General features: G+C 74.2%; 22 protein-coding genes and 1 pseudogene. 11 read left to right on the forward strand and 12 right to left on the reverse strand.

Features of this window, described 5'->3' with window-relative positions:
- Positions 1-40: 40 nt before the first annotated feature.
- The 6 genes from ACZ5DC_RS19820 to ACZ5DC_RS19845 form a co-directional block, all read right to left on the reverse strand.
- The gene (locus ACZ5DC_RS19820) at positions 41-1,708 is read right to left on the reverse strand and encodes a PP2C family protein-serine/threonine phosphatase (protein ID WP_468654338.1); all 1,668 of its coding nucleotides are present in this window, start codon (positions 1,706-1,708) and stop codon (positions 41-43) included.
- Positions 1,692-2,756, reverse strand: coding sequence for a SpoIIE family protein phosphatase (locus tag ACZ5DC_RS19825; protein ID WP_468654340.1), 1,065 nt, complete (start codon positions 2,754-2,756; stop codon positions 1,692-1,694). The genes ACZ5DC_RS19820 and ACZ5DC_RS19825 overlap by 17 nt, the downstream gene beginning before the upstream one ends.
- Complete coding sequence (locus ACZ5DC_RS19830; RefSeq protein WP_366751012.1) at positions 2,753-3,199, reverse strand: ATP-binding protein; 447 nt, start codon at positions 3,197-3,199, stop codon at positions 2,753-2,755. The genes ACZ5DC_RS19825 and ACZ5DC_RS19830 overlap by 4 nt, the downstream gene beginning before the upstream one ends.
- Positions 3,199-3,579, reverse strand: coding sequence for an STAS domain-containing protein (locus tag ACZ5DC_RS19835; RefSeq protein ID WP_171150354.1), 381 nt, complete (start codon positions 3,577-3,579; stop codon positions 3,199-3,201). Before ACZ5DC_RS19835 ends, ACZ5DC_RS19830 begins: the two co-directional genes overlap by 1 nt.
- Complete coding sequence (locus ACZ5DC_RS19840) at positions 3,576-4,469, reverse strand: STAS domain-containing protein (RefSeq protein ID WP_468654342.1); 894 nt, start codon at positions 4,467-4,469, stop codon at positions 3,576-3,578. Before ACZ5DC_RS19840 ends, ACZ5DC_RS19835 begins: the two co-directional genes overlap by 4 nt.
- Positions 4,470-5,160: 691 nt before the next feature.
- On the reverse strand, positions 5,161-6,345 hold the full coding sequence (locus ACZ5DC_RS19845) for an acyltransferase family protein (protein WP_468654344.1): 1,185 nt from the start codon (positions 6,343-6,345) through the stop codon (positions 5,161-5,163).
- Positions 6,346-6,542: 197 nt separating this feature from the next.
- On the opposite strand from ACZ5DC_RS19845, the gene ACZ5DC_RS19850 reads away from it, so the two are divergent.
- Together ACZ5DC_RS19850 and ACZ5DC_RS19855 are read left to right on the forward strand one after the other, a co-directional pair.
- Positions 6,543-7,331 carry a TetR/AcrR family transcriptional regulator gene (locus tag ACZ5DC_RS19850; protein ID WP_468654346.1) on the forward strand — a complete coding sequence of 263 codons (789 nt, stop codon included), beginning with the start codon at positions 6,543-6,545 and terminating at the stop codon, positions 7,329-7,331.
- Positions 7,328-8,476 (forward strand): PP2C family protein-serine/threonine phosphatase, encoded by a 1,149-nt coding sequence (locus tag ACZ5DC_RS19855; RefSeq protein ID WP_468654348.1) that lies wholly within the window; start codon positions 7,328-7,330, stop codon positions 8,474-8,476. The genes ACZ5DC_RS19850 and ACZ5DC_RS19855 overlap by 4 nt, the downstream gene beginning before the upstream one ends.
- 273 nt (positions 8,477-8,749) lie before the next feature.
- Here ACZ5DC_RS19855 and ACZ5DC_RS19860 read toward each other — a convergent pair whose 3' ends face one another.
- On the reverse strand, positions 8,750-9,328 hold the full coding sequence (locus ACZ5DC_RS19860; RefSeq protein ID WP_468654350.1) for a hypothetical protein: 579 nt from the start codon (positions 9,326-9,328) through the stop codon (positions 8,750-8,752).
- Between the two features lie 32 nt (positions 9,329-9,360).
- On the opposite strand from ACZ5DC_RS19860, the gene ACZ5DC_RS19865 reads away from it, so the two are divergent.
- The 3 genes from ACZ5DC_RS19865 to katG all read left to right on the forward strand — a co-directional run bounded on the left by ACZ5DC_RS19865 (position 9,361) and on the right by katG (position 12,812).
- A complete protein-coding gene (locus ACZ5DC_RS19865) occupies positions 9,361-9,777 on the forward strand; it encodes a hypothetical protein (RefSeq protein WP_468654352.1) in 417 nt (138 codons plus the stop codon).
- Positions 9,778-10,115: 338 nt separating this feature from the next.
- Entirely contained in the window at positions 10,116-10,553 is a 438-nt protein-coding gene (locus ACZ5DC_RS19870) for a Fur family transcriptional regulator (protein ID WP_468654354.1), read from the forward strand.
- A 33-nt stretch (positions 10,554-10,586) separates the two neighbouring features.
- On the forward strand, positions 10,587-12,812 hold the full coding sequence (gene katG / locus ACZ5DC_RS19875; RefSeq protein WP_468654356.1) for a catalase/peroxidase HPI: 2,226 nt from the start codon (positions 10,587-10,589) through the stop codon (positions 12,810-12,812).
- Positions 12,813-12,908: 96 nt separating this feature from the next.
- Here the strand turns inward: katG and ACZ5DC_RS19880 are convergent, their stop codons facing one another.
- A complete protein-coding gene (locus ACZ5DC_RS19880; protein ID WP_468654358.1) occupies positions 12,909-13,475 on the reverse strand; it encodes a GlcG/HbpS family heme-binding protein in 567 nt (188 codons plus the stop codon).
- A 187-nt stretch (positions 13,476-13,662) separates the two neighbouring features.
- Between ACZ5DC_RS19880 and ACZ5DC_RS19885 the strand changes: the two genes are divergently transcribed.
- The 3 genes and pseudogenes from ACZ5DC_RS19885 to ACZ5DC_RS19895 all read left to right on the forward strand — a co-directional run.
- Entirely contained in the window at positions 13,663-14,868 is a 1,206-nt protein-coding gene (locus tag ACZ5DC_RS19885) for a sensor histidine kinase (RefSeq protein WP_468654360.1), read from the forward strand.
- Positions 14,865-15,518 (forward strand): response regulator, encoded by a 654-nt coding sequence (locus ACZ5DC_RS19890; protein WP_468654362.1) that lies wholly within the window; start codon positions 14,865-14,867, stop codon positions 15,516-15,518. The genes ACZ5DC_RS19885 and ACZ5DC_RS19890 overlap by 4 nt, the downstream gene beginning before the upstream one ends.
- A gap of 133 nt (positions 15,519-15,651) precedes the next feature.
- Positions 15,652-16,173: pseudogene (locus ACZ5DC_RS19895) on the forward strand (right-handed parallel beta-helix repeat-containing protein); the annotation flags it as partial.
- 54 nt (positions 16,174-16,227) lie between these two features.
- Here the strand turns inward: ACZ5DC_RS19895 and ACZ5DC_RS19900 are convergent.
- The 4 genes from ACZ5DC_RS19900 to ACZ5DC_RS19915 form a co-directional block, all read right to left on the reverse strand.
- A complete protein-coding gene (locus ACZ5DC_RS19900; RefSeq protein WP_468654364.1) occupies positions 16,228-16,947 on the reverse strand; it encodes a hypothetical protein in 720 nt (239 codons plus the stop codon).
- A gap of 78 nt (positions 16,948-17,025) precedes the next feature.
- A complete protein-coding gene (locus ACZ5DC_RS19905) occupies positions 17,026-17,427 on the reverse strand; it encodes a VOC family protein (RefSeq protein ID WP_468654366.1) in 402 nt (133 codons plus the stop codon).
- Positions 17,428-17,512: 85 nt separating this feature from the next.
- Positions 17,513-19,099 (reverse strand): amidohydrolase, encoded by a 1,587-nt coding sequence (locus ACZ5DC_RS19910; protein WP_468654368.1) that lies wholly within the window; start codon positions 19,097-19,099, stop codon positions 17,513-17,515.
- 25 nt (positions 19,100-19,124) lie between these two features.
- The gene (locus ACZ5DC_RS19915) at positions 19,125-20,585 is read right to left on the reverse strand and encodes an APC family permease (protein ID WP_468654370.1); all 1,461 of its coding nucleotides are present in this window, start codon (positions 20,583-20,585) and stop codon (positions 19,125-19,127) included.
- Positions 20,586-20,850: 265 nt separating this feature from the next.
- On the opposite strand from ACZ5DC_RS19915, the gene ACZ5DC_RS19920 reads away from it, so the two are divergent.
- The 3 genes from ACZ5DC_RS19920 (at position 20,851) to ACZ5DC_RS19930 (ending at position 22,761) form a co-directional block, all read left to right on the forward strand.
- Positions 20,851-21,465, forward strand: coding sequence for a TetR/AcrR family transcriptional regulator (locus tag ACZ5DC_RS19920; RefSeq protein ID WP_468654372.1), 615 nt, complete (start codon positions 20,851-20,853; stop codon positions 21,463-21,465).
- Between the two features lie 199 nt (positions 21,466-21,664).
- The gene (locus ACZ5DC_RS19925) at positions 21,665-21,793 is read left to right on the forward strand and encodes a hypothetical protein (RefSeq protein WP_468654374.1); all 129 of its coding nucleotides are present in this window, start codon (positions 21,665-21,667) and stop codon (positions 21,791-21,793) included.
- A gap of 77 nt (positions 21,794-21,870) precedes the next feature.
- The gene (locus ACZ5DC_RS19930) at positions 21,871-22,761 is read left to right on the forward strand and encodes an SDR family oxidoreductase (protein WP_468654376.1); all 891 of its coding nucleotides are present in this window, start codon (positions 21,871-21,873) and stop codon (positions 22,759-22,761) included.
- The last annotated feature ends 9 nt before the right edge of the window (positions 22,762-22,770 follow it).

A 22,770-nucleotide genomic window follows, 5' to 3' on the forward strand; every position in this document is an offset into this window, starting at 1 on the left:
CCGGCTCGCCCCGCCAGAGGGGGAGCCGGCGCCGGGCCGCTCACTCCAGCGTGGTGCGGCACAGCAACAGGCAGATGTCGTCGTCGTGTTCGGAGTCGTGCAGCATCGGCTTCAGCAACGCGTCGGCCGCCCCGTCCAGATCCGCCAGGTCCGACCGGCCGAGCGCCCCCATGGCCTCGGCGAGGCGGTCGATGCCCGCGTCGATCCCGGCCGACCGCCGCTCCACCAGACCGTCCGTGTACAGCGCGAGCGTCGAGCCCACCGGAAGCTCCAGGGTGTGCTCCTCGTACGAGAACGCCATCGGAATTCCCAGCATGATCCCCGGTCTGCCCTCCAGCACCCTTACCTCGCCGTCCGGGCCGCGCGCGATGGCCGGCGGATGCCCGGCCGCCGCCCACACCACCCCGGCCTCCCCGGGCGTGAACCGGGCGATGGCGCAGGTCGCGTACAGCTCCGGCTGCTGGTGGCGGAGCATCCGGTGCAGCAGGGTGAGGATGCGCGCCGGGCCGTTGCCCTCGACGGCGTAGGCGCGCAGCGCGGTCCGAAGCTGGCCCATGATCACCGCCGCGCGCAGCCCGTGCCCCGTGACGTCCCCTATCACCGCGAGGACGCTGCCGTCCGGCTGCGGGAAGGCGTCGTACCAGTCACCGCCGATGTTCAGGCCGTGCGTCGCCGGCAGGTAGCGCGCGGCCAGCTCCAGACCCGGGGTGGTGGGCAGCTCGGTCAGCTGCGCCCGTTGCAGGGCCTCGGCCACGTCCCGGTGCTGCTCGTACTGGCGGGCGTTGTCCAGGGCGATGCCCGCGCGCCGGGCCAGTTCCAGCAGCATCACGGTGGTGTCCGGGTCGAAGCGCTCGCCGGGCGCCGACAGCGTCAGCACCCCCTGCACGGTGCGCGCGCCGAGCGGCAGGCACAGCAGCGGCCGCCGCGGGGAGACCGCGGAGGCCGGCAGGTCGTCCACGCCGGGCAGGTCGCCGGGGTGGGGGCCCGCGTGCTGCGGCCGGCCGGTGCGCGCCGCCGTCACCGTGGCGGCCGCCCGCTCGGCCGGCGGGACGCGCTCGTCGTCCACGAACCAGACGTCGACGTGCCGCGCGTACTCCGGGACCAGCAGCTCGGGCAGCCGGCGCAGGATGTCCTCGTGATCGAGGGAGGCGTTCAGCACGGCGCTCGCGTTGGCCAGGAAGGTCAGCAGACGACGGGCCTTCTCCGCCTCCGCGCGCGCCGTCCGCTCCGCGTCGAGGAGTTCGCGCTGCGCGAGCGCCGCCGCCTCCAGCTCGGCGTGCAGCGCCAGCACGCCCTGGTTGGTCTGGTGCAGCTCCTCCCGGTGGAACCGCAGCAGCTCCTCCGTCTCCGCCAGGTGCGCCAGCAGGGCGGCGGCGTCCTCGTCGGCGTCCAGCACGGCCTCGGCGAGCGGGGCGTCGTCCAGGCCGGGCAGCGGGCCGGTCACGGGGGCGGGGCAGACGAGGGTGTGCCGCCACGGTTCCGGCCCGTCCAGGGCGACCCGCAGCTTCCCGTCCGCCCCGGCGGTCACGGCCAGCTCCGCGCCGCCGGCGTCGACGGCGTGGCGCAGCCGGGTGCCGAGCGCGGTCAGGAACCGGGCGCGGTCGAGCACGGGCACCCCGGCGTCCGCGGTGAGCCGCGCCAGCAGGGCGCGGGCGCGGGCCGCGTCGGCGGCGCGGGCGATGGTCCAGTTGTCAGAGGCGGCTGTCATGGGCGCTGGTCCGGCGGTCGGGGGCCAGTACGGCCACGCTGGTGTCGTCGCGTGCGGGGCGGGCCGGGCTGCCCGCCTCGCGCAGGATGGCCGCGGCCACCACCGACGGGTCGTGGGCGAGCAGCAGAGGGTCCTCCGGCGGCTGCCACCGGCTGGGCAGCCCGTCGCTGTGCAGGACGAGCAGGCTGTCCCCGCGCCACGGCACCCGGCGCACGGGCACCTGCGCCGGGAAGTACGCGCCGACGATCCCCGGATGGGAGACGAGGGACGTCCAGGAATCCCCCGTGCGCACCCGGGCGCCGACGTTGCCGACGCCCGCGAAGCTGAGTTCGGCCCGGTCCGGGTCCACCTGGGCCACCGTGACCGCCGCGCCCCGGGTCGGCCGCAGCACGGTGTGCAGCCGGCGCAGGATCTCGGCCGGCGGAAGATGGGCGACGCGGTGCAGCTCCGCCACGGCCGCGGTGGAGGCGTGCGCGGCCTTCGGACCGTGCCCCAGACCGTCCGCGAGCAGCATCGTCACCCGGCTCCCGGAACGCGCCCAGCTCCACGCGTCACCGCACTGTTCGGCCTGCGCGAGGGCGGTCGTGATCCCGCCCGCCGGCACCGGTGCCGACGGTGCCCCGCGCTTGACCGCTTCGGGATCGATCCGCGCCGCCGCGACCGTTCCCCGGCCCGGCAGGCTGTACAGGTGGAAGGCGTTGGCGCTGCGCTGACAGCTGCCGAGGCCCGCGCCGAGCGAGCCGACGGCGGTGGACCAGCCGTCCCGCCGCGCGGCGCCGACGTCGGCGATGCCCGGCCCGTGGTCGAGCGAGAACAGCTGCACCGACCCGGTCTCCGCGCCGCCGGCGGGCACCGCCACCAGGTTGACCACCATGCGGCCACCGCCGGCGTGTTTGAGCAGGTTGGTGGCCAGCTCGGTGGCGACCAGTTCCGCGGCCGCCGTGCGCGCGGCGGCGAGCCCCGCCTGTCCGCACGCCTCACGGGCCGCTATCCGGGCGTCCCGGACACGCGTGGAGTCGTGCACCGGGATCTCCCACACCCGGCTCATCCCACCCCCGGACGCGACGCGGGTACCTGGGCCACCCAGGCGACGGCGGTGACGGTCGTGCCCCGCCCGGGCTCGGTGTCCACACTGAACTCGTGCACCAGCCGCTTCGCTCCGCTCAGCCCGAGTCCGAGGCCGCCGCCGGTGGTGTACCCGTCGGTCATGGCCAGTTCCATGTCGCGGATGCCCGGACCGTCGTCGATGAAACTCATGCGCAGACCTCGGCTGCGGCCGTTGTCCAGCGGCGTGATCTCCGCCCGCCCGCCGCCGCCGTGCACCAGCGTGTTGCGGGCCAGCTCGCTCGCCGCCGTGACCAGCTTGGTCTGCTGCACGAGACCGAAGCCGAGCTGCGCCGCGCACTGCCGCACCTGCTGCCGGACCCAGGCCAGATCCGCGTCCGAGCCGATGGGCAGGCTCGTCGCGGAAGCCTGGCCGGACGACTGCATCAGCTTCCCCTCTGTGAGAGCAGTTCCATGGCACGGTCGACGTCCAGCGCGGTGACCAGGCCGGGCAGGGTGAGACCCAGCTCGACGAGCGTGATCGCCACGGCGGGCCGCATCCCGGCCAGGACCGTGCGGGCCGCCAGCAGGGCGGCCGTGGAGGCGATCTCCGCGAGGACCCGGCCGAGGAACGAGTCGACGATGTCCACACCGGAGATGTCGAGGACCACACCGGTCACCCGGCTGGTGGCGATGCGGTTGGTGATGTCGTGCTGCAACTGCTCGGCCATGCCGTCGTGCAGCTCGCCCTGCAACGAGACCAGCAGCACGTCGCCCAGGGCGAGCACCGGGACCTGGGACGGCTGGGCCGGTACGGGCTGGTTCACCGGGCGCTCGCACTCGTGTCCGCGCGGGACACCTCGATGCCCTGCTTGCCCAGTGCGTAGGCCAGCGCGTCGGACAGCGAGGCGCGGGTGAGCACCGAGCCGAGGTCGATGCCGAGCTGCACGATGGTCTGCGCGATGGCCGGGCGGATCCCGGACACGATGCACTCCGCGCCCATCAGGCGCGCAGCGGCCACCGTCTTCATCAGGTGCTGCGCGACGAGCGAGTCGACCGTCGGCACGCCGGTGATGTCCAGGATGGCGTACCGGGCGCGCTGGTCGACGATGGCCTCCAGCAGCGACTCCATCACGACCTGGCTGCGCGCGCTGTCCAGCGTTCCGATCAGGGGCACGGCGACCGTGCCCTCCCACAACTTGATGACGGGCGTGGCCACTTCGAGCAACTGCTGGCGCTGCCGCTCGATCAGCTCGGCGTTCGCGTCCAGGGCCGTCTCCATCACCACCAGGCGCAGCGTGCCCAGCAGCAGCGTCAGCGCCATCACGCACTCCTGGGCCTGCGCGGTGGCGGGGTCGGTGAACTCCTCGCGCAGCAGGTCGACCACGGGGACGCGCAGGGCGGCCACCTCGTCGGCGATCTGGGCCGGGGTCGATCCGGTGCGGGTCCGGGACTGGGTCATCCGGCCCAGCTGGTCACGCACCGGCGTGAAACCGGGCGCCGTGATGTTCTCCAGCTGTCCGCTGGCCGCCACGTCGGACAGCGCGTCCACGACGGCCTTGCACGCCTCGACCGCCTCGTCGCGGGAGACGGTGAAGACCGAGCGGAACAGGGGGGCGTCGGCCCAGCGCTGGGCGATCTGCTCCTTGCGCCGTTCCAGGAAGGCACTCACCACCTGCGGGGCCGATTCGGCCGCGTCCTGCTCGGGCACTCTCATCCTCTCCTCTCGCACAGCCAGGTCCGCCGGTCGGCCGGCTCCCCGTACCGATCACTGCCGACCGCCCACCGTAGCCCCCGCCGTCCGAGCGGGCCAACCCCACCTCCGACAACTTTCCCCAGGTCAGGGTCGTTAGACCGGGAATACCGCGCGGACCCCGCCGACCGCGCCGCCGGCCGGCCCTGGCGTGGGCCGGTGCCGGTCGGGGCCACGGGACCGGGACCACGACGGAGGCGCCGGGCACGGTCCGGCAGGGGGAGGCCGGCGCGACCGGGGCGCCCGGGGGACGGGCACGCCGCACGGACGGACCGGCCGTACGGGTGCGGACGGGAGCGCCGGGCTGTGGCGTACGGGCCGGAGCACGAGCCGGGCCGCGGGACCCCGCTCCGTGGCGCGGGGCCGGGAGCGGGCGGTGGCCCGTCGTGCTGTTGTGCCGTGCACGGGTCACGCCGTCGCCTGGAAGGCGAGCCGTGCCGCAGGCCCTCGTGCCAAGGTGCGGCGGGAAAGGGCGGGCCGCGGGGCATGGCCCGGCCGTCGCCGGCCGTCGGCTCGTCCCGGTCTGTTTCCCGCGCACGTCGCTGCGGCTCCTTCGGTGCGTTCACATGGTGCCGGCCCGCCGGTGTGCCGCCGGGCCGGTGTCGGGGAGCCGCCTACCCCGAATCGCGCGGGACTCTCCTCGCTGTTGCGGACGTCACCCGTGCGTGCGACCGGGCTCGACCGCCGGGTCGTCCCGGCGGACCGGTGCCGGGTCCGGCTGCGGAGAAGGACGGCGACGGCGCAGCAGCAGGCGCCGTGCCGGGCGCTCCACCCCCTCGTACAAGGCCCAGGACAGGGCGAGCGACACGGTGAACGCGGTCGCGGTGACCGCCGCTCCCGTCAGGGCGCCGAAGTGCGGCTTCTTGCCCAGCACCTCCGTCGCCGCGCGCAGGACCAGCAAGTGGATCATGTAGAAGGCGAACGACAGCTCCCCGAGCCGTACCATCCGCCGGCGCCGCCACAGGGAGGGCAGCCCGTGCAGGTCGGCGACGGCCGCCGCCGGGATGAGCAGGGCGAACCCGGCGATGGTGCACACCGTGGCGGAGTAGCCGGGCGTGACCTGCGGCACCATGAAGTAGCCGATGACGGCCAGGGCGAGCGAGGCCTCCAGGCCGGGGCCGCGCCAGCGGCCGAGCAGCACCAGCCGCGCGGTGACCGCGCCGAGCACGAACTCGGGCAGCCGGGCGGCGGGGAACGAGTAGACCGAGTAGGTCCACCAGTGGTGCGCGTCGGTCCAGGCCAGCGTCAGGACCGCCGCCGCCGACAGCCCGCCCAGCGCGGCCGAGGCGCGCGCCCCGAGCCGGCGCAGCAGCAGGAACAGCAGCGGGAAGGCGGCGTAGAAGAACGCCTCGCAGGCCAAAGACCAGCTCACCGGGTTCAGCGTCTGCCACCACGGGCGCCACCAGGAGTGCAGCAGCAGCGCGTTCGCCAGTGACTGCTTCGCCGTCGGCCGTGCCTGGTGCGACAGCGTGTACGCCATGACGAGGGCGACGGCGAGGGTGGCCAGGTGCACCGGGTAGATCCGGGCGGCGCGCCGCCGCCAGAAGGCGAGCGCCCGGTCGTGGGGCCGCGCCGACCAGGTCAGTACGAATCCGGACAGGACGAAGAAGAACGACACTCCGGTGGCCCCGGCCCCGAAGGCCCAGGAGACGAGGCGGCCACCGGTGCCGCCGAACCAGCCGAAGTTGTGCACGTGCAGTCCGAACACCAGCAGCGCCGCCATCCAGCGCAGCCCGGTGAGGGACGGCAGGGAGGGCGGGGCGGCCGGTGCGCCGGACCCGGCGGTCGCCGCGCCGGTCCGGGCGGGGGTCCGGAGCGCAGGGGTCGTCGCCGTGGTCATCACATCACCTGCCGCAGGGCGTTCGCGTGGGGCATGAAGGGGAACGGTGCCCGCCGGCCCCCGGTCCCTCACGTCGTGCGGGAAACATCACACGGCTGCCGAACCAGGTGCCGCCGTCCGTGCCACGGAGGGCGGCGCCACACGCACGAAAAAAACAAGTATGTGGTGATTAAACGGCCCTTGGTATCGTTGATAACGTGAGCAATAGATCGCTGATCCTGGAGGCGGCGACCGAACTGCTGGAGGCGTCCCCGACCGGGGACGTGGCCACCCGCGGCGTCGCCGAGAAGGCGGGTGTGCGGCAGCCCGTCATCTACCGCCTCTTCGGCGACAAGGACACGCTCCTGGCCGCGGTCGTGGATCGCGGGTTCGCGCGGTACCTGGCCGCCGAACGTGCCGCCGAGCCGACCGCCGACCCGGTCGCGGACCTACGGCGCGGCTGGGACCAGCACACCCAGTTCGCGCTGGAGCACCCCAATCTGTACCGCCTGATGGCCGCCCCGGGGCCGGCCTGCGTACCGAAGGCGATCGAGGAGATGCACGCGCTGCTGCTCGCCACGCTGGAGCGCGTGGCACAGGCGGGGCGCCTCGCGGTCGAGCCCGACCGGGCGGCCGACATCGTGATCTCGGCGAACACCGGTGTCGCGCTCACCCTGCTGACGCGGCCCGGGACGCGGCCCGGCACCGACCTGTCGGCGCGGGTCAGGGACGTGGTGCTGGCCGGTGTCCTCATCTCGGAGGCGTCCACGGGCGACACCTGCCCGCCGGTGACCACGCGGCGGGCCGCCACCACCCTGGCGGCGCTGCTGCGCTGCGAGCCTCAGTGCGCGCTCTCCCCGGCGGAGCGAGCGCTGCTCGCCGAATGGCTCACCCGCCTGACAGACGACGACGGCGCCACACCTGCCGACGACGGATCCCGCACCGCATCCCGCGCCGACGGACCCCGCGCCGACGGATCCCGCACCACGGACCGGAGCACGACGTGACGGCTGCGACGACGAAGACACACACCACCGCGGCACTGCCGGACTGGGACCGGTGTTCATCACCCCACCCGTTCTGGCTGGCCGCCCCGCTGCTGGTGATCATCGCCATCCCGACGGCCGACGCGTTCCTACCGCCGGACATCCATCTCGCCCACCTCCTGGTCGTCGCCACCGCGTTCACCGCCATGGCCTACGGTCCGAAGGCCACATCGCTGGTCGGCGCGCTCGCCGTGCTCGCGCTGATCGCCGCCGGAACCGAGCGGGGCACCCTCGCCACCGAGAGCGTGCTGGTCGAACTGTGCACGCTCGCGGCGCTCTGCGCGCTGCTGGTCGTCTTCACCCGCCTGCGGGACCGGCGAGGGAGGGAACTGCTCAGAGCACGTGCCGTCTCGGACACCGCGCAACGCGTCGTCCTGCGTCCGCTGCCCACGCGCGCCGGACCGCTGGCCCTCGCCAGCGAGTACCACAGCGCCGAGGCCGACGCCTACATAGGCGGCGACCTGTACGCCGCGGCCCGGACCTCCCGCTCCACCCGCCTGATCATCGGGGACGTCCGCGGCAAGGGCCTCGCCTCCATCAGCGACACCGCCATCGTGCTGGGCGCCTTCCGCGCCGCCGCCCACCGTCCCATCGCGCTGCCGGAACTCGTCGCCTACGTGGAGGACGCCGTCCACTGGGGTCTCAACGAGTTCTCGGAAGCCGATCCGTACGCCGGTGAACGCTTCGTCACCGCCGTCGTGCTCGACATCCCGGACGACCAGCCGGTGCTGCACATGATCAGCTGCGGGCATCCGCCGCCCCTCCTGCTGGGCCGGTCGTCCGGGGCCGCCACCGCGCTCCACGCCACCGACCCCGCCCCGCCGCTCGGCCTGGGCGCCCTGTCCGACAGCACGTACACCGCGGCGACCTTCCCCTTCCACGACGGGGACAGGATCCTGCTCTACACCGACGGCGTCACCGAGACCCGCGACGGCGACGGCACGTTCTACCCGCTCGCCGAACGCCTCGCGAAGTGGTCCTGCCTCGAGGCCGGCCCCCTGCTGCGGGAGATCGTCGCCGACCTGCGCGACCACGCGGGCGGACGGGTCCAGGACGACATGGCCATGATGGTCGTCCAACGCGACGGGGCGCTCGCCGGCGGCTGACGGACGGGGCCGTGCGGCCCGGCCCGCCCGGTCGTCACAGCAGGTCCTCGACGGTGTCCGGGGTACGCCGCACCCGGCGGCCGGTCGCATGGTGGACGGCGCTCACGATCGCGGTCGACGTCGGGCGCGTCCGCGTTGACGGCGACCAGGGACTCGCCGAGGCTCGCGTTGGCCCAGTGCCCGGTGCGCGGTGCGCGGGCGCATCCGGTCCCCCTCGGCTCGCTCGTCGCGGCAGGCCGGGGAGGGGCCCGGCGCCGTCGAGGGACCACGCCGTCAGCCACGGGAACCCGCACCCGTGGCCGTCCGCTCCAGCCGCGCGGCGGCCTGCTCGGCGCGGCGCCTGGCCTCCCGGACCGCGCGGCCGGCCTGCCGTTCCCGGCCCCGCGCCTCCCGCTCCGCGGCCCGCGCCCGCTGCTGCTCCGTCTCGGCGTCCCGGAGCCGGTCCCGCAGCTCACGGACCCGCTGCCGCGCGTCGGCCAGCCGCGCGCCGGCCTCGTCCGCCGCCCGTGCGGCGGCGTCGGCCTCCTCTTCGTGGGCGCGCAGCTCCCGCTCGGCCTGACGGGCCTCGGCCCCCCGCCGGCGCTGCTCCTCGGCCGCCCGTTCCTCGGCCTCCCGTTCCTCGGCCGCCCGCTCCTCGTCCAGCCCGGCCTTGTGCTCTTCCTCGGCCTTGTCCTTTTCCCGGCCCTTGGTCTCGCGGGCCCCGTCCCCCGGCCGGCCCCCCCGTCCCCGCGGCCCTCGCCCCGGGCGGGCTTCCTCGGCCCGGGCGCGGGCCGGCCGCCGAGCAAGGCCTCGTCCGCCGCCGGGAACCCGATCGCCGAGCCGAGCGGCTTCGCCAGCCGCCCCGCCGCCCACTCCCGCGCGGCGTCCGGGTCGGCGAGTGCGGCGTGCAGGGTCTCCTCGACCTCGCGCTGGACGCCCTCGCCCACCGGATGCCCCGCCTGCGCGGCCAGCTGCCGGGCCTGCCGTCCCAGCGCGCCGATCACCTCGTTCTGCCGACGGGCCGGTCTGCGCAGCTCTGCCCCGTTCAGCTCGCGGTGCGCGCGGCGCAGCTCCTCGCCGAGGCCGAGCAGCGGCTGGACCTCTTCCGGCCGCCGGCGCACCAGCAGATTGCTGACCCAGGCGGCCAGGCTCGGCCGTCGCAAGGCGCCGATCTCCTTGGCGAGGGCCCGGTCACCGGCCTTGCGGGCGTCCCGGGCGCGGCGGTCGCGGGCGGCCACGAACTCCTCCGGCCGCAGCCCGTACAGCTCGTCGGCGACGGCGTCCAGGTCCATGAGCGTCCCTCTCGACGGCCACGTCGATGACGAGCTCCGGGTTTCTCGCCCCGGGCGGGTTCATGCGCCGCGTGAGTTCATCCCCCGCGCGGCACGCACCGGGGGGCGTGGCACGCACCGAGTCACCGGTTCGGGGGACCGTCCGGCTCGCCGCGCGGATCGCGCCCAGCCGGGGCACGATGATGCGGGAACGCCCCGGGCCGCCCCTCAACCGGCCGAAATGGGTATATGCGCATGCAAATGCGCGGCGAGTGGTGCGGCGGGCGGAAGGGGGGGCGGGGACGTGGAGAGGGGGCGACCGCACTCGGCCAAAATTGCACCGTTCGTTTTATTGAATCCCTCGTGTTTATGAGGATAGGTTCGGCCGCATGACCGCCTCCCCGACCCCGACCACCGCCGAGGAGCTGCGCGGTGCCGGCCTGCGCGTGACGGCAGCCCGCGTCGCGCTGCTGGAGACCGTCCGGGACGGCGACCACCTCGGCGTCGAGGCGATCGCCTCCGGGGTCCGCGATCGCGTAGGCCACATCTCCCTGCAAGCCGTCTACGAGGCCCTTCACGCGCTGACCGCGGCGGGTCTGGTACGCCGTATCGAGCCGGCCGGCCACCCGGCCCGGTACGAGGGACGCGTGGGCGACAACCACCACCACGTCGTGTGCCGGTCCTGCGGCGCCGTCGCCGACGTCGACTGCGCCGTCGGCGACGCGCCCTGCCTGACCGCCGCCGACGACCACGGCTTCGCCATCGACGAGGCCGAGGTCGTGTACTGGGGCCTGTGCCCCGGCTGTTCCACCGGCCGCCGTTCCTGAGCACCGAGTTCCGCACAGTTCGGAAGGATTGCCATGACTGAGAACCACGACGCGATCGTCACAGACGCGAAGTCGGAGGAGGGGAGCGGCGGTTGCCCCGTCGCGCACGACCGGGCCCTGTACCCGGCCCAGGGTGGTGGCAACCGCCAGTGGTGGCCGGAGCGGCTCAACCTGAAGATCCTCGCGAAGAACCCGGCGGTGGCCAACCCGCTCGGCGAGGACTTCGACTACGCCGAGGCCTTCAAGTCGCTCGACCTCGCGGCCGTGAAACGGGACATCGCCGAGGTGCTCACGACGTCGCAGGACTGGTGGCCCGCCGACTTCGGCAACTACGGCCCGCTGATGATCCGTATGGCCTGGCACAGCGCGGGCACCTACCGCATCAGTGACGGCCGCGGTGGCGCCGGGGCCGGCCAGCAGCGCTTCGCCCCGCTCAACAGCTGGCCGGACAACGGCAACCTCGACAAGGCCCGCCGTCTGCTGTGGCCGGTGAAGAAGAAGTACGGCCAGAGCATCTCCTGGGCCGACCTGCTGGTCCTCACCGGCAACGTCGCCCTGGAGACCATGGGCTTCAAGACCTTCGGCTTCGCCGGCGGCCGCGCGGACGTCTGGGAGGCGGAGGAGGACGTCTACTGGGGTCCCGAGACCACCTGGCTGGACGACAGGCGCTACACCGGCGACCGCGAGCTGGAGAACCCGCTCGCCGCCGTGCAGATGGGCCTGATCTACGTCAACCCCGAGGGCCCGAACGGCAACCCGGACCCGATCGCCGCCGCCCGCGACATCCGTGAGACGTTCCGCCGCATGGCGATGAACGACGAGGAGACCGTCGCCCTGATCGCCGGCGGCCACACCTTCGGCAAGACCCACGGAGCCGGCCCCGCCGACAGCGTCGGCCCCGACCCCGAGGCCGCCTCCCTGGAGGACCAGGGCCTGGGCTGGAAGAGCACCTACGGCACCGGCAAGGGCGGGGACGCCATCACCTCCGGCCTGGAGGTCACCTGGACCAGCACCCCGACCCAGTGGAGCAACGGGTTCTTCAAGAACCTGTTCGAGTTCGAGTACGAGCTGGAGCAGAGCCCGGCCGGCGCCAACCAGTGGGTGGCCAAGAACGCCCCCGAGATCATCCCGGACGCGCACGACCCGTCGAAGAAGCACCGCCCGCGGATGCTGACCACCGACCTCGCGCTGCGCTTCGACCCGGTCTACGAGCCGATCTCCCGCCGGTTCTACGAGAACCCGGAGGAGTTCGCGGACGCCTTCGCCCGCGCCTGGTTCAAGCTCACCCACCGCGACATGGGACCGAAGTCGCTGTACCTCGGCCCGGAGGTCCCGCAGGAGACGCTGCTGTGGCAGGACCCGCTGCCGGAGCGCGAGGGCGAGCTGATCGACGATGCGGACATCGCCACCCTGAAGACCAAGCTGCTCGAATCCGGTCTGTCGGTGTCCCAGCTGGTCACCACCGCGTGGGCGTCCGCCTCGACGTTCCGCGCCAGCGACAAGCGCGGCGGCGCCAACGGCGCCCGCATCCGCCTCGCCCCGCAGCGCGGCTGGGAGGTCAACGACCCCGACCAGCTGGCCCAGGTGCTGCGCACCCTGGAGAGCGTCCAGCAGGAGTTCAACGCCTCCTCCGGCGCCAAGAAGGTCTCCCTCGCCGACCTCATCGTCCTCGGCGGTGCCGCCGCCGTGGAGAAGGCCGCCAAGGAGGCCGGCCACGAGATCCGGGTGCTCTTCACGCCGGGCCGCGTCGACGCGACCGAGGAGCAGACCGACGTCGAGTCCTTCGAGGCGCTGGAGCCGACCGCGGACGGCTTCCGCAACTACCTCGGCAAGGGCAACCGCCTGCCGGCCGAGTACCTGCTCCTCGACAAGGCGAACCTGCTGGACCTGAGCGCCCCGGAGATGACCGTCCTCGTCGGCGGCCTGCGCGTCCTCGGCGCCAACCACCAGCAGTCGCAGCTCGGCGTCCTCACCACGACGCCCGGCGTCCTCACCAACGACTTCTTCGTCAACCTGCTCGACATGGGTACGACGTGGAAGGCGACCTCGGAGGACCAGACCACCTTCGAGGGCCGCGACGCCGCCACCGGCGAGGTGAAGTGGGCCGGCAGCCGCGCCGACCTCGTCTTCGGTTCCAACTCCGAGCTGCGCGCGCTCGCCGAGGTCTACGCCGGCGACGACGCGAAGGAGAAGTTCGTCGAGGACTTCGTCGCCGCCTGGACCAAGGTCATGGACGCGGACCGCTTCGACCTCGTCTGACCGACCGGTTCCCACGCCCGACCCGATGAACAGGACGTCCGGGTCCGCCCCGCTGGGCGGACCCGGACGTCCCGCGTTCAGGCGGGACCGGGCGCGTCAGCGGCCGAGCACCGCCGCGCCCGCGCGCGCGTACCGCTCGTCCAGGTCGCCCGACGGGGCGCCCGCGACGCCGATGCCCGCGACCGGGGCGCCCTTGGCGGTCACCGGCGCACCACCCGCGAGGAACAGAGTGCCCGGGATGTCCTTCAGCGTCGGCGCCTGGGCCAGCCGCCCGGCCAGCTCCGAGGTCGGCGCGTTCCAGGACACCGCGGTGAACGCCTTGCGCTCGGCGGACACGTACGACTGCGGGCCCGCCCCGTCCCCGCGCAGGGTGACCAGCGTGTTGCCGTTGCGGTCGACGACGGCCACGGACACGTGCCGGCCGTCCTTCTCGGCCGCCTCGACCGCGGCGCGCGCCGCCTTCGTCGCGGCGTCCAGGGTGAGGTGCGTGCTCTGGGTCAGCTCGCCGTTGCGGGCCGCGACGGGAGCGGCGGCGGGCGTGGCATCCGAGGAGTCGGCGGCGCTGGCGGCGACCGTGCCGACGACACCGGCACCGACGACGGCCAGGGCGGCGCCGCCGACGAGGACGCGGGTGCGCAGGGACGGCTTCTTGCGGCTGGGCATGCTGGGGAACCTTCCGGTAGAGGCGAGGCCGGGGGCGGGGTCGCTCCCGGAACCGATCCTCCGCCCGGTGCGGGCCGGCTTCCGTCGCCGGACCGGATGCCCCGGGTGTCATCCGATCGGATGACACCGAAGGACCGGGGCGTGGGCACAATGGAGCGTGTTTGCCCAGTTCAGCGCGGAGAGGGAGGTGCCTGCGGTGGCCGTGCCCGAGCGCGACGACACCCGTGCCCTCACCGTCGTCATGCACACGGCGTTCTTCGTGCTGCTGTCCGCGTCCGCCGCCCGCTACCTGGCCCGGCACGCCGGCGGACCGCACACCCCCTGGGTGATCGCCCTGTCCGCGCTGCTGGCCGCGCTCTACGTCCTCGGGCCCGCCCTCGGAACCCGGCCGACCCCGCGCCGCCTCACCTGGCTCGGCCTGGTCGTCGCCGCCTGGGCGCTCCTCGTCGTCCTCGCCCCGAGCTTCGCCTGGTGCGCGGTCCCGCTCTTCTACACCGGTCTGCGCACCCTCCCGCCGCGCGCCGCGATCCCGCTGGTCGCGCTCCTCACCGCGCTCGCCGTGGCCACCCAGCTGCGGCTCGCCGGCTGGCCCGACCCGAACGTGCTGCTCGCACCGCCCGCGGTGGCCGCCGTGGCCACCACCGTGTTCGTCGTCATGCGGCGCCAGGCGGCCCGCCAGGAGGCCCTGATCGACGACCTGGTCCGCACCCGGCGCGAACTCGCCGCCACCGGGCGCCGCGAGGGCACCCTCGCCGAACGCGAACGGCTCGCCCGGGAGATCCACGACACCCTCGCCCAGGGCCTGTCCAGCCAGCGCATGCTGCTCCAGGCGGCCGACCGCCTCTGGGACGCGGCGCCCGGCACCGCCCACGACCACGTCCGCACGGCCGCGGCCATCGCCGAGCGCAGCCTCGCCGAGGCCCGCCGCTTCGTCCACGACCTGACCCCGGCCGACCTGGCCGAGGGCGGCGGCCTGCTCCAGGCCCTGCGTGCCGTCGCCGAGCGGGAGACGACACCGGCGCTCACCGTCCGCGTCCACACCGAGGGCAGCCCGCCCGTCCCACTGCCCGCCCCCGTGGAGTCGGCCCTGCTGCGCATCGCCCAGGGCGCCCTCGCCAACGTCCGCGAACACGCGGCGGCCACCACCGCGACCCTCACCCTGACCTGCCTGGACGACCAGATCGTCCTCGACGTCACGGACGACGGCCGCGGCTTCGACCCGCGCGCCCCGCGCACCCCGCCCGCCACCGCGGCCGCCCCGGCCGGAGCACGCGGCCACGGCCTGCCCGCCATCCGCGCCCGCCTGCGCCAGCTGGGCGGCACCCTCACGATCGAGACGGCGCCCGGCGAGGGCACCGCGCTGTCCGCGGCGATCCCGCTGGAGCCGAGATGACCCACACCCCCGGCACGACCGCACCGGCACCGGTGCGCATCCTCGTCTGCGACGACCACGCCGTCGTACGCGCCGGACTGCTGGCGCTGCTGCACAGCGCCCCGGACATCGAGGTCGTCGGCGAGGCCGGCAGCGGAGAGGAGGCGCTCGCCCTCGCCCGCAAGACCGCACCGGACGTCGTCCTCATGGACCTCCAACTGGGCGAGGGCATCGACGGCGTCGAGACCACCCGCCGGCTGCGCGCCGAGCCGTCCGCCCCGCACGTCCTGGTCCTCACCACGTACGACACCGACGCCGACGTGACCCGGGCCGTCGACGCGGGCGCCACCGGCTATCTGCTGAAGGCCGAGCGCGCCGAGGACCTGTTCACGGCGATCCACGCCGCCGCCCAGGGCCGCCCGGCCCTCTCGCCCCCGGTCGCCGACCGCGTCATGTCCCGCCTCCGCAACCCGCGCCCCACCCTCACACCCCGCGAACGGGACATCCTGACCCACCTCTCACGGGGCCTGTCCAACCAGGCCATCGCCCGCGCCCTCTACATCAGCGAGGCCACGGTGAAGACCCACCTGCGGCGCGTCTACGACAAGCTCGGCGTGGACACCAGGGCGGGCGCGGTGGCGGTGGCGAAGGAACAACGGCTGCTGCCCTGACCGGTGTCCCAGGACACCGGTCAGGACCACGCCCGCCCGGCGGCGCGGCACCATGTCCGCTACGGCCCCCCCCCGCGGGGGCGCGACGGCCAGGGCGGCGCCGACGCGCAACCGCCCCTACGTCCGCAACGCCTCCCACCACAACATCGACGACGGCTGGGACCTCTACACCAAGACCGAGACCGGCGCCATCGGCCCGGTGACCATCGAGTACTCCCTGTCGTACGCCAACGGCACGCTCAGCGACGGCACCGTCAACTCCAACGGCGACCGCAACGGCTACAAGCTCGGCGGCGACGACATCGCGGTGAACCACGTCGTCCAGCACAGCATCGCGTACAAGAACGGGCACCACGGGTTCACCTACAACAGCAACCCCGGCAGCATGACGATCTCCCACAACGTCGGCATCGACAACGCCCAGCGCAACTTCTCGTTCGACGCGGGGACCTCGGTGTTCCGGACGGACACCTCCTGCCGCTTCGCCGGCGGCGGTTCCAACGACAAGACCGTCGGGAACGCGGACGGCTCCAACCAGTTCTGGACCGGCGCCAACGGCTCCCGCTGCTCCTCGTACGCGGGCGCCCTCGGCTGGTCCTTCGCCTCCGACGGCCGCCTGGCCGTGACCTTCGGCGGCAGCGTCGTGACGCCGTAGGCGGCCTCCCGCTTCCGCGTCAGCGGGCGGAACCGGCCGGCGCGGCGGTGCCGCTCAGCCGACCGGGCCGCCGGGTGACACCGGATGGACCTCCAGGCCGGCCGCGGCCAGCAGGCCGGCGATCAGCTCCGGTGAACCGCCGACGTACGTGCTGACCAGATCCACGTCCCCGCCCACGATCCAGGCGCGGTCCTGCGGCCACCACAGGTCGGGAAGCTCGGCGAACTCGTCCAGCGTCACCGGGGAGACGGCGTCGGCCAGCCGTCCCGCCAGCAGGACCTCGTCCCGGCCCGGCGTCGCGAACGTACCGAACCGGCCCCAGTCCCAGCGGCCGTAGCCGCACCACAGCCCGAACCAGCACCGGTCCGGGGTGCGTGTGTGCCGGGCCAGGACGGGCAGCAGCGCCCGCGCGACGTCCGGCGGGGTCGGACCTTCCGCGGGATGCCCGTCCCACACACCGGGCAGACCGTCGCAGCGGTCGGCGTGGTCCTGCTCCGCCCCGATCACCTCGTGCCAGCGGGTGACCGGTGTGACGCGCGTGCCGTGGGCGGCGGCCACCGCCGACCAGCGCACCGGCCGCTCGTCCAGCCGGGCCGGGTGCAGGATCCGCGCGTAGGCGGCGAAGCCCGGCGCGGCGACGCCCGCCACCGTGCCGAGCGCGGCCGGTCCCGACCGGCTCAGCCAGTCGGCGGGGGAGAGGTCGTCGGCCCGCACCCGCAGCCGGCCGTACCACTGCGGAGCGGGGTCCTGGTCGACCAGGGGGTAGTCGTGCACCCCCACAGTGTGCCGTGCCGCCACCCGGAGCGACCGGTCCGGGCGGGCCGGGACGCGGATCCCGGCCCGCCCGTCCGCTCAGGACCCGGCCGGCTGCGCGTGGCTGCCGTAGGGGCGGGTGATGAGCTCCATGCCGTGTCCGGCCGGATCCATGAAGTACACGCCCCGGCCGCCGTGGTGGTGGTTGATCTCGCCCGGCTGCTTCCGGTGCGGGTCGGCGTAGTACGTGATCCCGGTCTGCCGGATGCGGGCGAAGGCCGCGTCGAACTCCTCGTCGGAGACGAGGAAGGCGTAGTGCTGCATGACGATCGACTCCGCCGGGACGGTGGCGAAGTCCAGGGTCACCCCGTTGGCCGTGGCGACCGGGACGAACGGGCCCCACGCGGGCCCGGTCTCCAGCCCGAGGACGTGGGCCAGGAACGCGGCGGACTCCCGGTTGTCCCGGGCGTGGACGATGGTGTGGTTCAACTCGACTGACATGAGTGGAATGCCTCCGAGGGCAATCTCACGGGCACCTCCATGCCTCACCCGGCCGGTGACCGACACGCGATGCCGTACGACGATCCTACCGAGTCGGTGCCGATGGGCCCCGGTGCGCCACCTGCCCCCCGGTCACCGTCAACACCACCGGCGCGTCGGTGAGTTCGTCGACGGACGCCCGCACGGGGTCCACGGACAGCGCGGTGAGGTCGGCGCGGCGGCCGGGCGCGATCCGGCCCGCGACATCCGCCTCGCCGGCGGCGGCCGCCGCATGGCTGGTGCAGCCCTCCAGCGCCTGCACCGCCGTCAGGCCCGGCCGGTGCGCCGCCGCGCCCTTGGGCCGGCGGGCCGTCGCCAGTACGGCCCGCACGTCGTAGTGCGCGATGGGCCAGTCCGAGCCGAGGGCGACCGTGGCCCCGGCCTCCCGCAGGTCCCGCAGCCGCCAGGCGCGGACGGCCCGGTCACCGCCCAGCCGGCGCGACCACTCGTCGGTGCCGTCGGCACGGGTGTAGCCGGTGTGCGGCGGCTGCAACGAGGCCGCGACCCCCAACTCCGCGAAGCGGGGCAGGAGTTCGTCGGGAGCCGTCTCGATGTGCTCGATCCGGTGTGCGCCGTGCCCGCTCGGGCCCAGGGAGGCCACGGTGTCCAGGACGTGCCGGACGGCGGCGTCCCCGATGGCGTGCGTGGCCGTGCGGACACCGGCGGCGTGCAGGGTGCGCACCGCCTCGGCGTACGCCCGCGGGTCCGGCCAGAACGCGTCGGTGCCCTGGCCGTGGCAGTCGGGGTGGTCCAGCCAGGCGGTGCCGCCCTCGACGGTGCCGTCCATGAAGAACTTCACCCCGGCGACCACCCAGTGCCGGCCGCCCCTGCCCTGCGCCTCGATCAGCTCCCGCAGGGCGTCCGCGTCCGCGCCCGGCATGCACCAGGGTGCGAACCGCAGCCGGACGGGAAGCACCGTCTCCCGCGCCACCGCGGCCACCAGGTCCAGGTCGCCGCCGTCCATCACATGCGCGCCGGTCAGCCCGGTCGCGGCCATGGCGGACAGCAACTCCAGCAGCCGCGCCCGCCGTTCGGCGTACGAGGGCCGGGGGACGACGTCCGCCACCAGGTCCATCGCCGCGTGCTCCACCAGGTGCCCGGTGGGCCGGCCGGACGCGTCGCACACCACCTGGGCGCGCTGGTCGAAGGCGCGCGGCCCGGTCACCCCGGCGGCGGCCAGCGCGGCCTCGTCGGCGAGGGCGGAGTGGCCGTCGTACAGGCGCAGGAAGGCCGGGGCGCCCCCCAGGACGTCCGCCACCAGTTCGTGGTGGACCGGGCGGCCCTCGAACGCGTTGTGGTCCAGGCCGTGGCCCACCACCCAGCCGTCCACCCGCTCGGCCCCGGCGAGCGCCGCGCGCAGTCCGGCCAGGTCCGTCACCCCCGACAGGTCGGTGCCGGTCGCCATGTCGAGCCCCCACACGGGGTGGCTGTGGGCGTCGACGAGGCCCGGCACGAGGTGCGCGCCGTGCAGGTCGACGACCTCCGTGCCGGGTCCGCGCCAGTCCCGTACGTCGTCCGCCGTCCCCACCGCGGTGATCAGGCTGTCGCGCAGGGCGACGGCCGTGGCGGTGGGGCGGTCCGGGTCGAGCGTGCGGACCTCGGCACCGGCGAGGATCAGATCGGCAGCGGGCATGCGTTGAACTCCCTTGTCCAAAAGGTCACTTGGTGGTGCCGGTACCGAACGTGGCATAGACGTCCGGGCGGCTGCGGCGCAGCCACCACGCCAGCGGCAGGCCGAGGGCGAAGACGGCGGGCGCCACGGCGACGAGCAGCACGTTCACGGCCGGGGACGCGGCGGTGAACAGGTCGATGTGGCTCACCACCAGCGCGATCGCGGCCGTCAGCAGGACGGTCGCGAGGACCGGCGCCGCCACCGTGCGCACGGCGCCCTCCGTGTGGCCGATCCGCCGGAAATAGCAGGGCACGGCGATCGCGGCGAGCAGCTGGAGCAACAACAGGCCGATCATTCCCGGGGTGTTCACCCACAGCAGCAGCTGCTGGTAGGGGTCGGCTCCGGCGGCCCAGAAGGCGAGGACGACCAGCGCGCCGAGCACGGTCTGGGCGACGCCGGCGAGGTACGGGGAGCGGTGCCGGGGGTGGACGCGGCCGAGCCGGCGGGGCAGCACGCCCTCCTCGGCCAGGGCGAGGGCGTAGCGGTTGATCGCGTTGTGGAAGGCGAGCAGGGACGCGATGACGCTGGTGACGATGAAGACGTGCATCAGATCGGCGGCCCAGCCGCCCACGTAGGTGGTGATCGCGGTGAAGAAGAGCCCCGCCGGGTCCTCGCCCGCCGCCTGCACGACCCGCTCGTCGCCGAACGCCTGGACGGCGATCCAGACGACGAACGCGTAGAACAGGCCGAGGAATCCGACGGCCGCGTAGGTGGCGCGCGGGATCGTGCGCTCGGGGTCGCGGGCCTCGCGGCGGTAGATGACCGTCGACTCGAAGCCGGTGAACGCCGCGAAGGCGAAGGCGAGGACGGCCGCCGTGCCGGGCACGAACACGTGCGCCGGGGCCAGCGAGGCGAGGGACAGCCCGTGGGCGCCGCCCTTGAGCAGGACCCCGCCGGCGAGCAGGAGCAGTATGCCGGTCTCGGCGACGAGCAGCACGCCCAGCACCTTGGCCCCGAAGTCGATCGAACGGAATCCGCCGTAGCCGATCAGCAGCAGGCCGGCCAGCGACACCGGCAGCCAGGGCACGTCGGAGCCGAACAGGGAGTGCACGGTGTCGCGGGTGGTGGTGGCGAGGAGGCCGTAGACGCCGATCTCCATGCCGTTGTAGCCGACCAGGGCCAGCAGGGCGGCGCCGATGCCGACCGGCCGGCCGAGGCCCCGGGTGATGAAGGCGTAGAAGGCGCCGCCGCCGGTGACATGGCGGCTCATGGTGGTGAAGCCGACGGCGAAGACGGCGAGGGTCAGCCCGGCCAGCAGGTAGCCGACGGGTGCGCCGATGCCGCCCAGCAGGATGGCGAGCGGGGCGACCCCGGCCATGACCGTCAGGGGCGCGGCGGCGGAGATGACGAAGAAGGCGATGTCGGCGGTGCCGAGGGAGCCGGACCGGAGGCCGGGCGCGTCGGGCGACGCGTCCTCCTCCGGGAGGTCGGCGGTGGTCACGGACATACGGGGGCGCCCTTCTGGCGGCGGACGGGAGGGGTTCGGCGGTGGCGGGGCAGCCGGGTGCGCGGGCACCGGCGGCGGGGCCGGGGTGGGCCGTCCGGGCCGGTGTGTCCCGGGAGCCCGGGGGAGGGCGGGCGCCCGGAGCGGGAGCCCTGGGGGGTGTCGGGCGCCCGGAGCCGTAAACCTAAAGGCTTTCGGTTTCGGCAATGTAACCTGCCGTTGGGCATCCGGGAAGACCTCGGCACGGCAATCAGGGGGATCGCTGACCATGGGACGGCCGCGCACACCGCTCCTCGACCGCGAGCGCATCACCACCACCGCGCTCCAGCTGATCGACGAGACGGGTGACTTCGGCGTCCCGGCCATCGCCCGCCGGCTCGGCGTGCAGACCGGGTCGGTGTACCACCACGTGGACGGCCGGGACGGCATCGTGGAACTGCTGCGCGAACGCGTCTGCGAGGCGATCGACCCGGCCACGCTGGAGCTGACCCCGTGGGACGCGGCCGTCGAGGCCTGGGCCCGCTCCTACCGGGCCGCGTTCGCCGCCCACCCCCGGGTGATCCCACTGCTGATGACCTCGCCCGTCCGCGCGCCCCGGGTCCTGGCGCAGTACGAGCGCGCCGTGGGCGTGCTGCTCGCCGCCGGCTTCGAGCGGGCCGAGATCATGCCGCTGGTCATCGCCCTGGAGAACCTGGTCCTGGGCTCGGCCCTCGATCTGGCCGCCCCCGAGGCGATGTGGGAGCTGACGGACCGCGTGCCGACGCCCCGCCTCGCGGAGGCGCTCGCGGCGGTCGGGGAGGGGCGCGCCGACCGCGCGTTCGAGGTGGGCCTGACGGCGTTCCTGAACCACGCGCGGGCGCTCCGCGCGGAGCGGGGGCGGTAGGAGCGGGCCACGTTCCGGCGCCGCCGGGATGGAAGGCCTCGGCACGGGTTTCCCAGTACCGGCAGTAACATGATCACCTGGTTCCGGGTGTACCAGTCAGTCAACTTGGCGCCGTCCCCGTGACGCGCCCTGCCCGGAGAAGTCCATGTCTTCTGTCAACGACGCGTTAGACGACGCGCGCCTCACCTACGAGCAGCACATGCGGACCTGCCGCCAGTGCCACGCCGATGCCGCGCACTGCGCCGTGGCGAAACACCTCCTGCGGCTGTACAACCTCGCCCGCAGGGACCGGATGCGGGCCGGCGGCCTGGCCGCGCCCCCGGCCTGACCGGCGCGGACCGCTTTTCGCGCGCCGCGGAGAGGGAACCCGCTGGTCTGTCCGTCCCCGAGACACAGGAGGCCACTGTGACGGATCAGCAAGGCGACCGCCCGAACCCGGTCACCCAGCACGCGCGCCCCGACTTCCCCTCCCAGGACCAGCCGCATCCGGGCTGGACCGGCCCGATGGACCCGCCGCCCGACCACGGCGAGGAGTCCTACCGGGGCTCGGGCCGTCTCGACGGGCGCAAGGCCGTGATCACGGGAGGGGACTCCGGCATCGGCCGCGCGGTGGCGATCGCCTTCGCCCGCGAGGGCGCCGACGTGCTCTTCACCTATCTCGCCGACGAGGAGGAGGACGCCCGCGAGACGTCCCGGCTGGTGGAGGAGGCCGGACGCAAGGCGGTCGCCGTGTCCTGCGACATCCGCGACGAGGACGACTGCCGGTCGCTGATCGACCGGGCGGTCTCCGAGTTCGGCCACATCGACGTCCTCGTGAACAACGCCGCCTACCAGATGTCCCAGCCCGAGGGCATCGAGGCGATCAGCACGGAGCAGTTCGACCGGGTGATGCGGACGAACCTCTACGGCATGTTCTGGCTGACCAAGTTCGCCCTGCCGCACATCCCGGCCGGCGGCTGCGTCATCAACTCCACGTCGGTACAGGCGTACAAGCCCAGTCCGCACCTGCTGGACTACGCGATGACCAAGGGTGCGATCGTCACCTTCACCCAGGGCCTGGCCCAGATGCTCGCCGAGCGCGGCATCCGCGTCAACGCCGTCGCGCCGGGACCCGTCTGGACCCCGCTCATCCCGTCGACCATGCCCGACACGTCGGAGTTCGGCAAGCAGAGCCCGCTCGGCCGCCCGGCCCAGCCCGCCGAACTGGCCCCCGCCTACGTGTACCTGGCCTCGCCGCAGGCCGGCTTCATCACCGCCGAGATCCTCAACGCGACCGGCGGCACACCGCTGCCCTGACCCGCGGCC

The organism is Streptomyces sp. NPDC031445 (assembly GCF_055581365.1).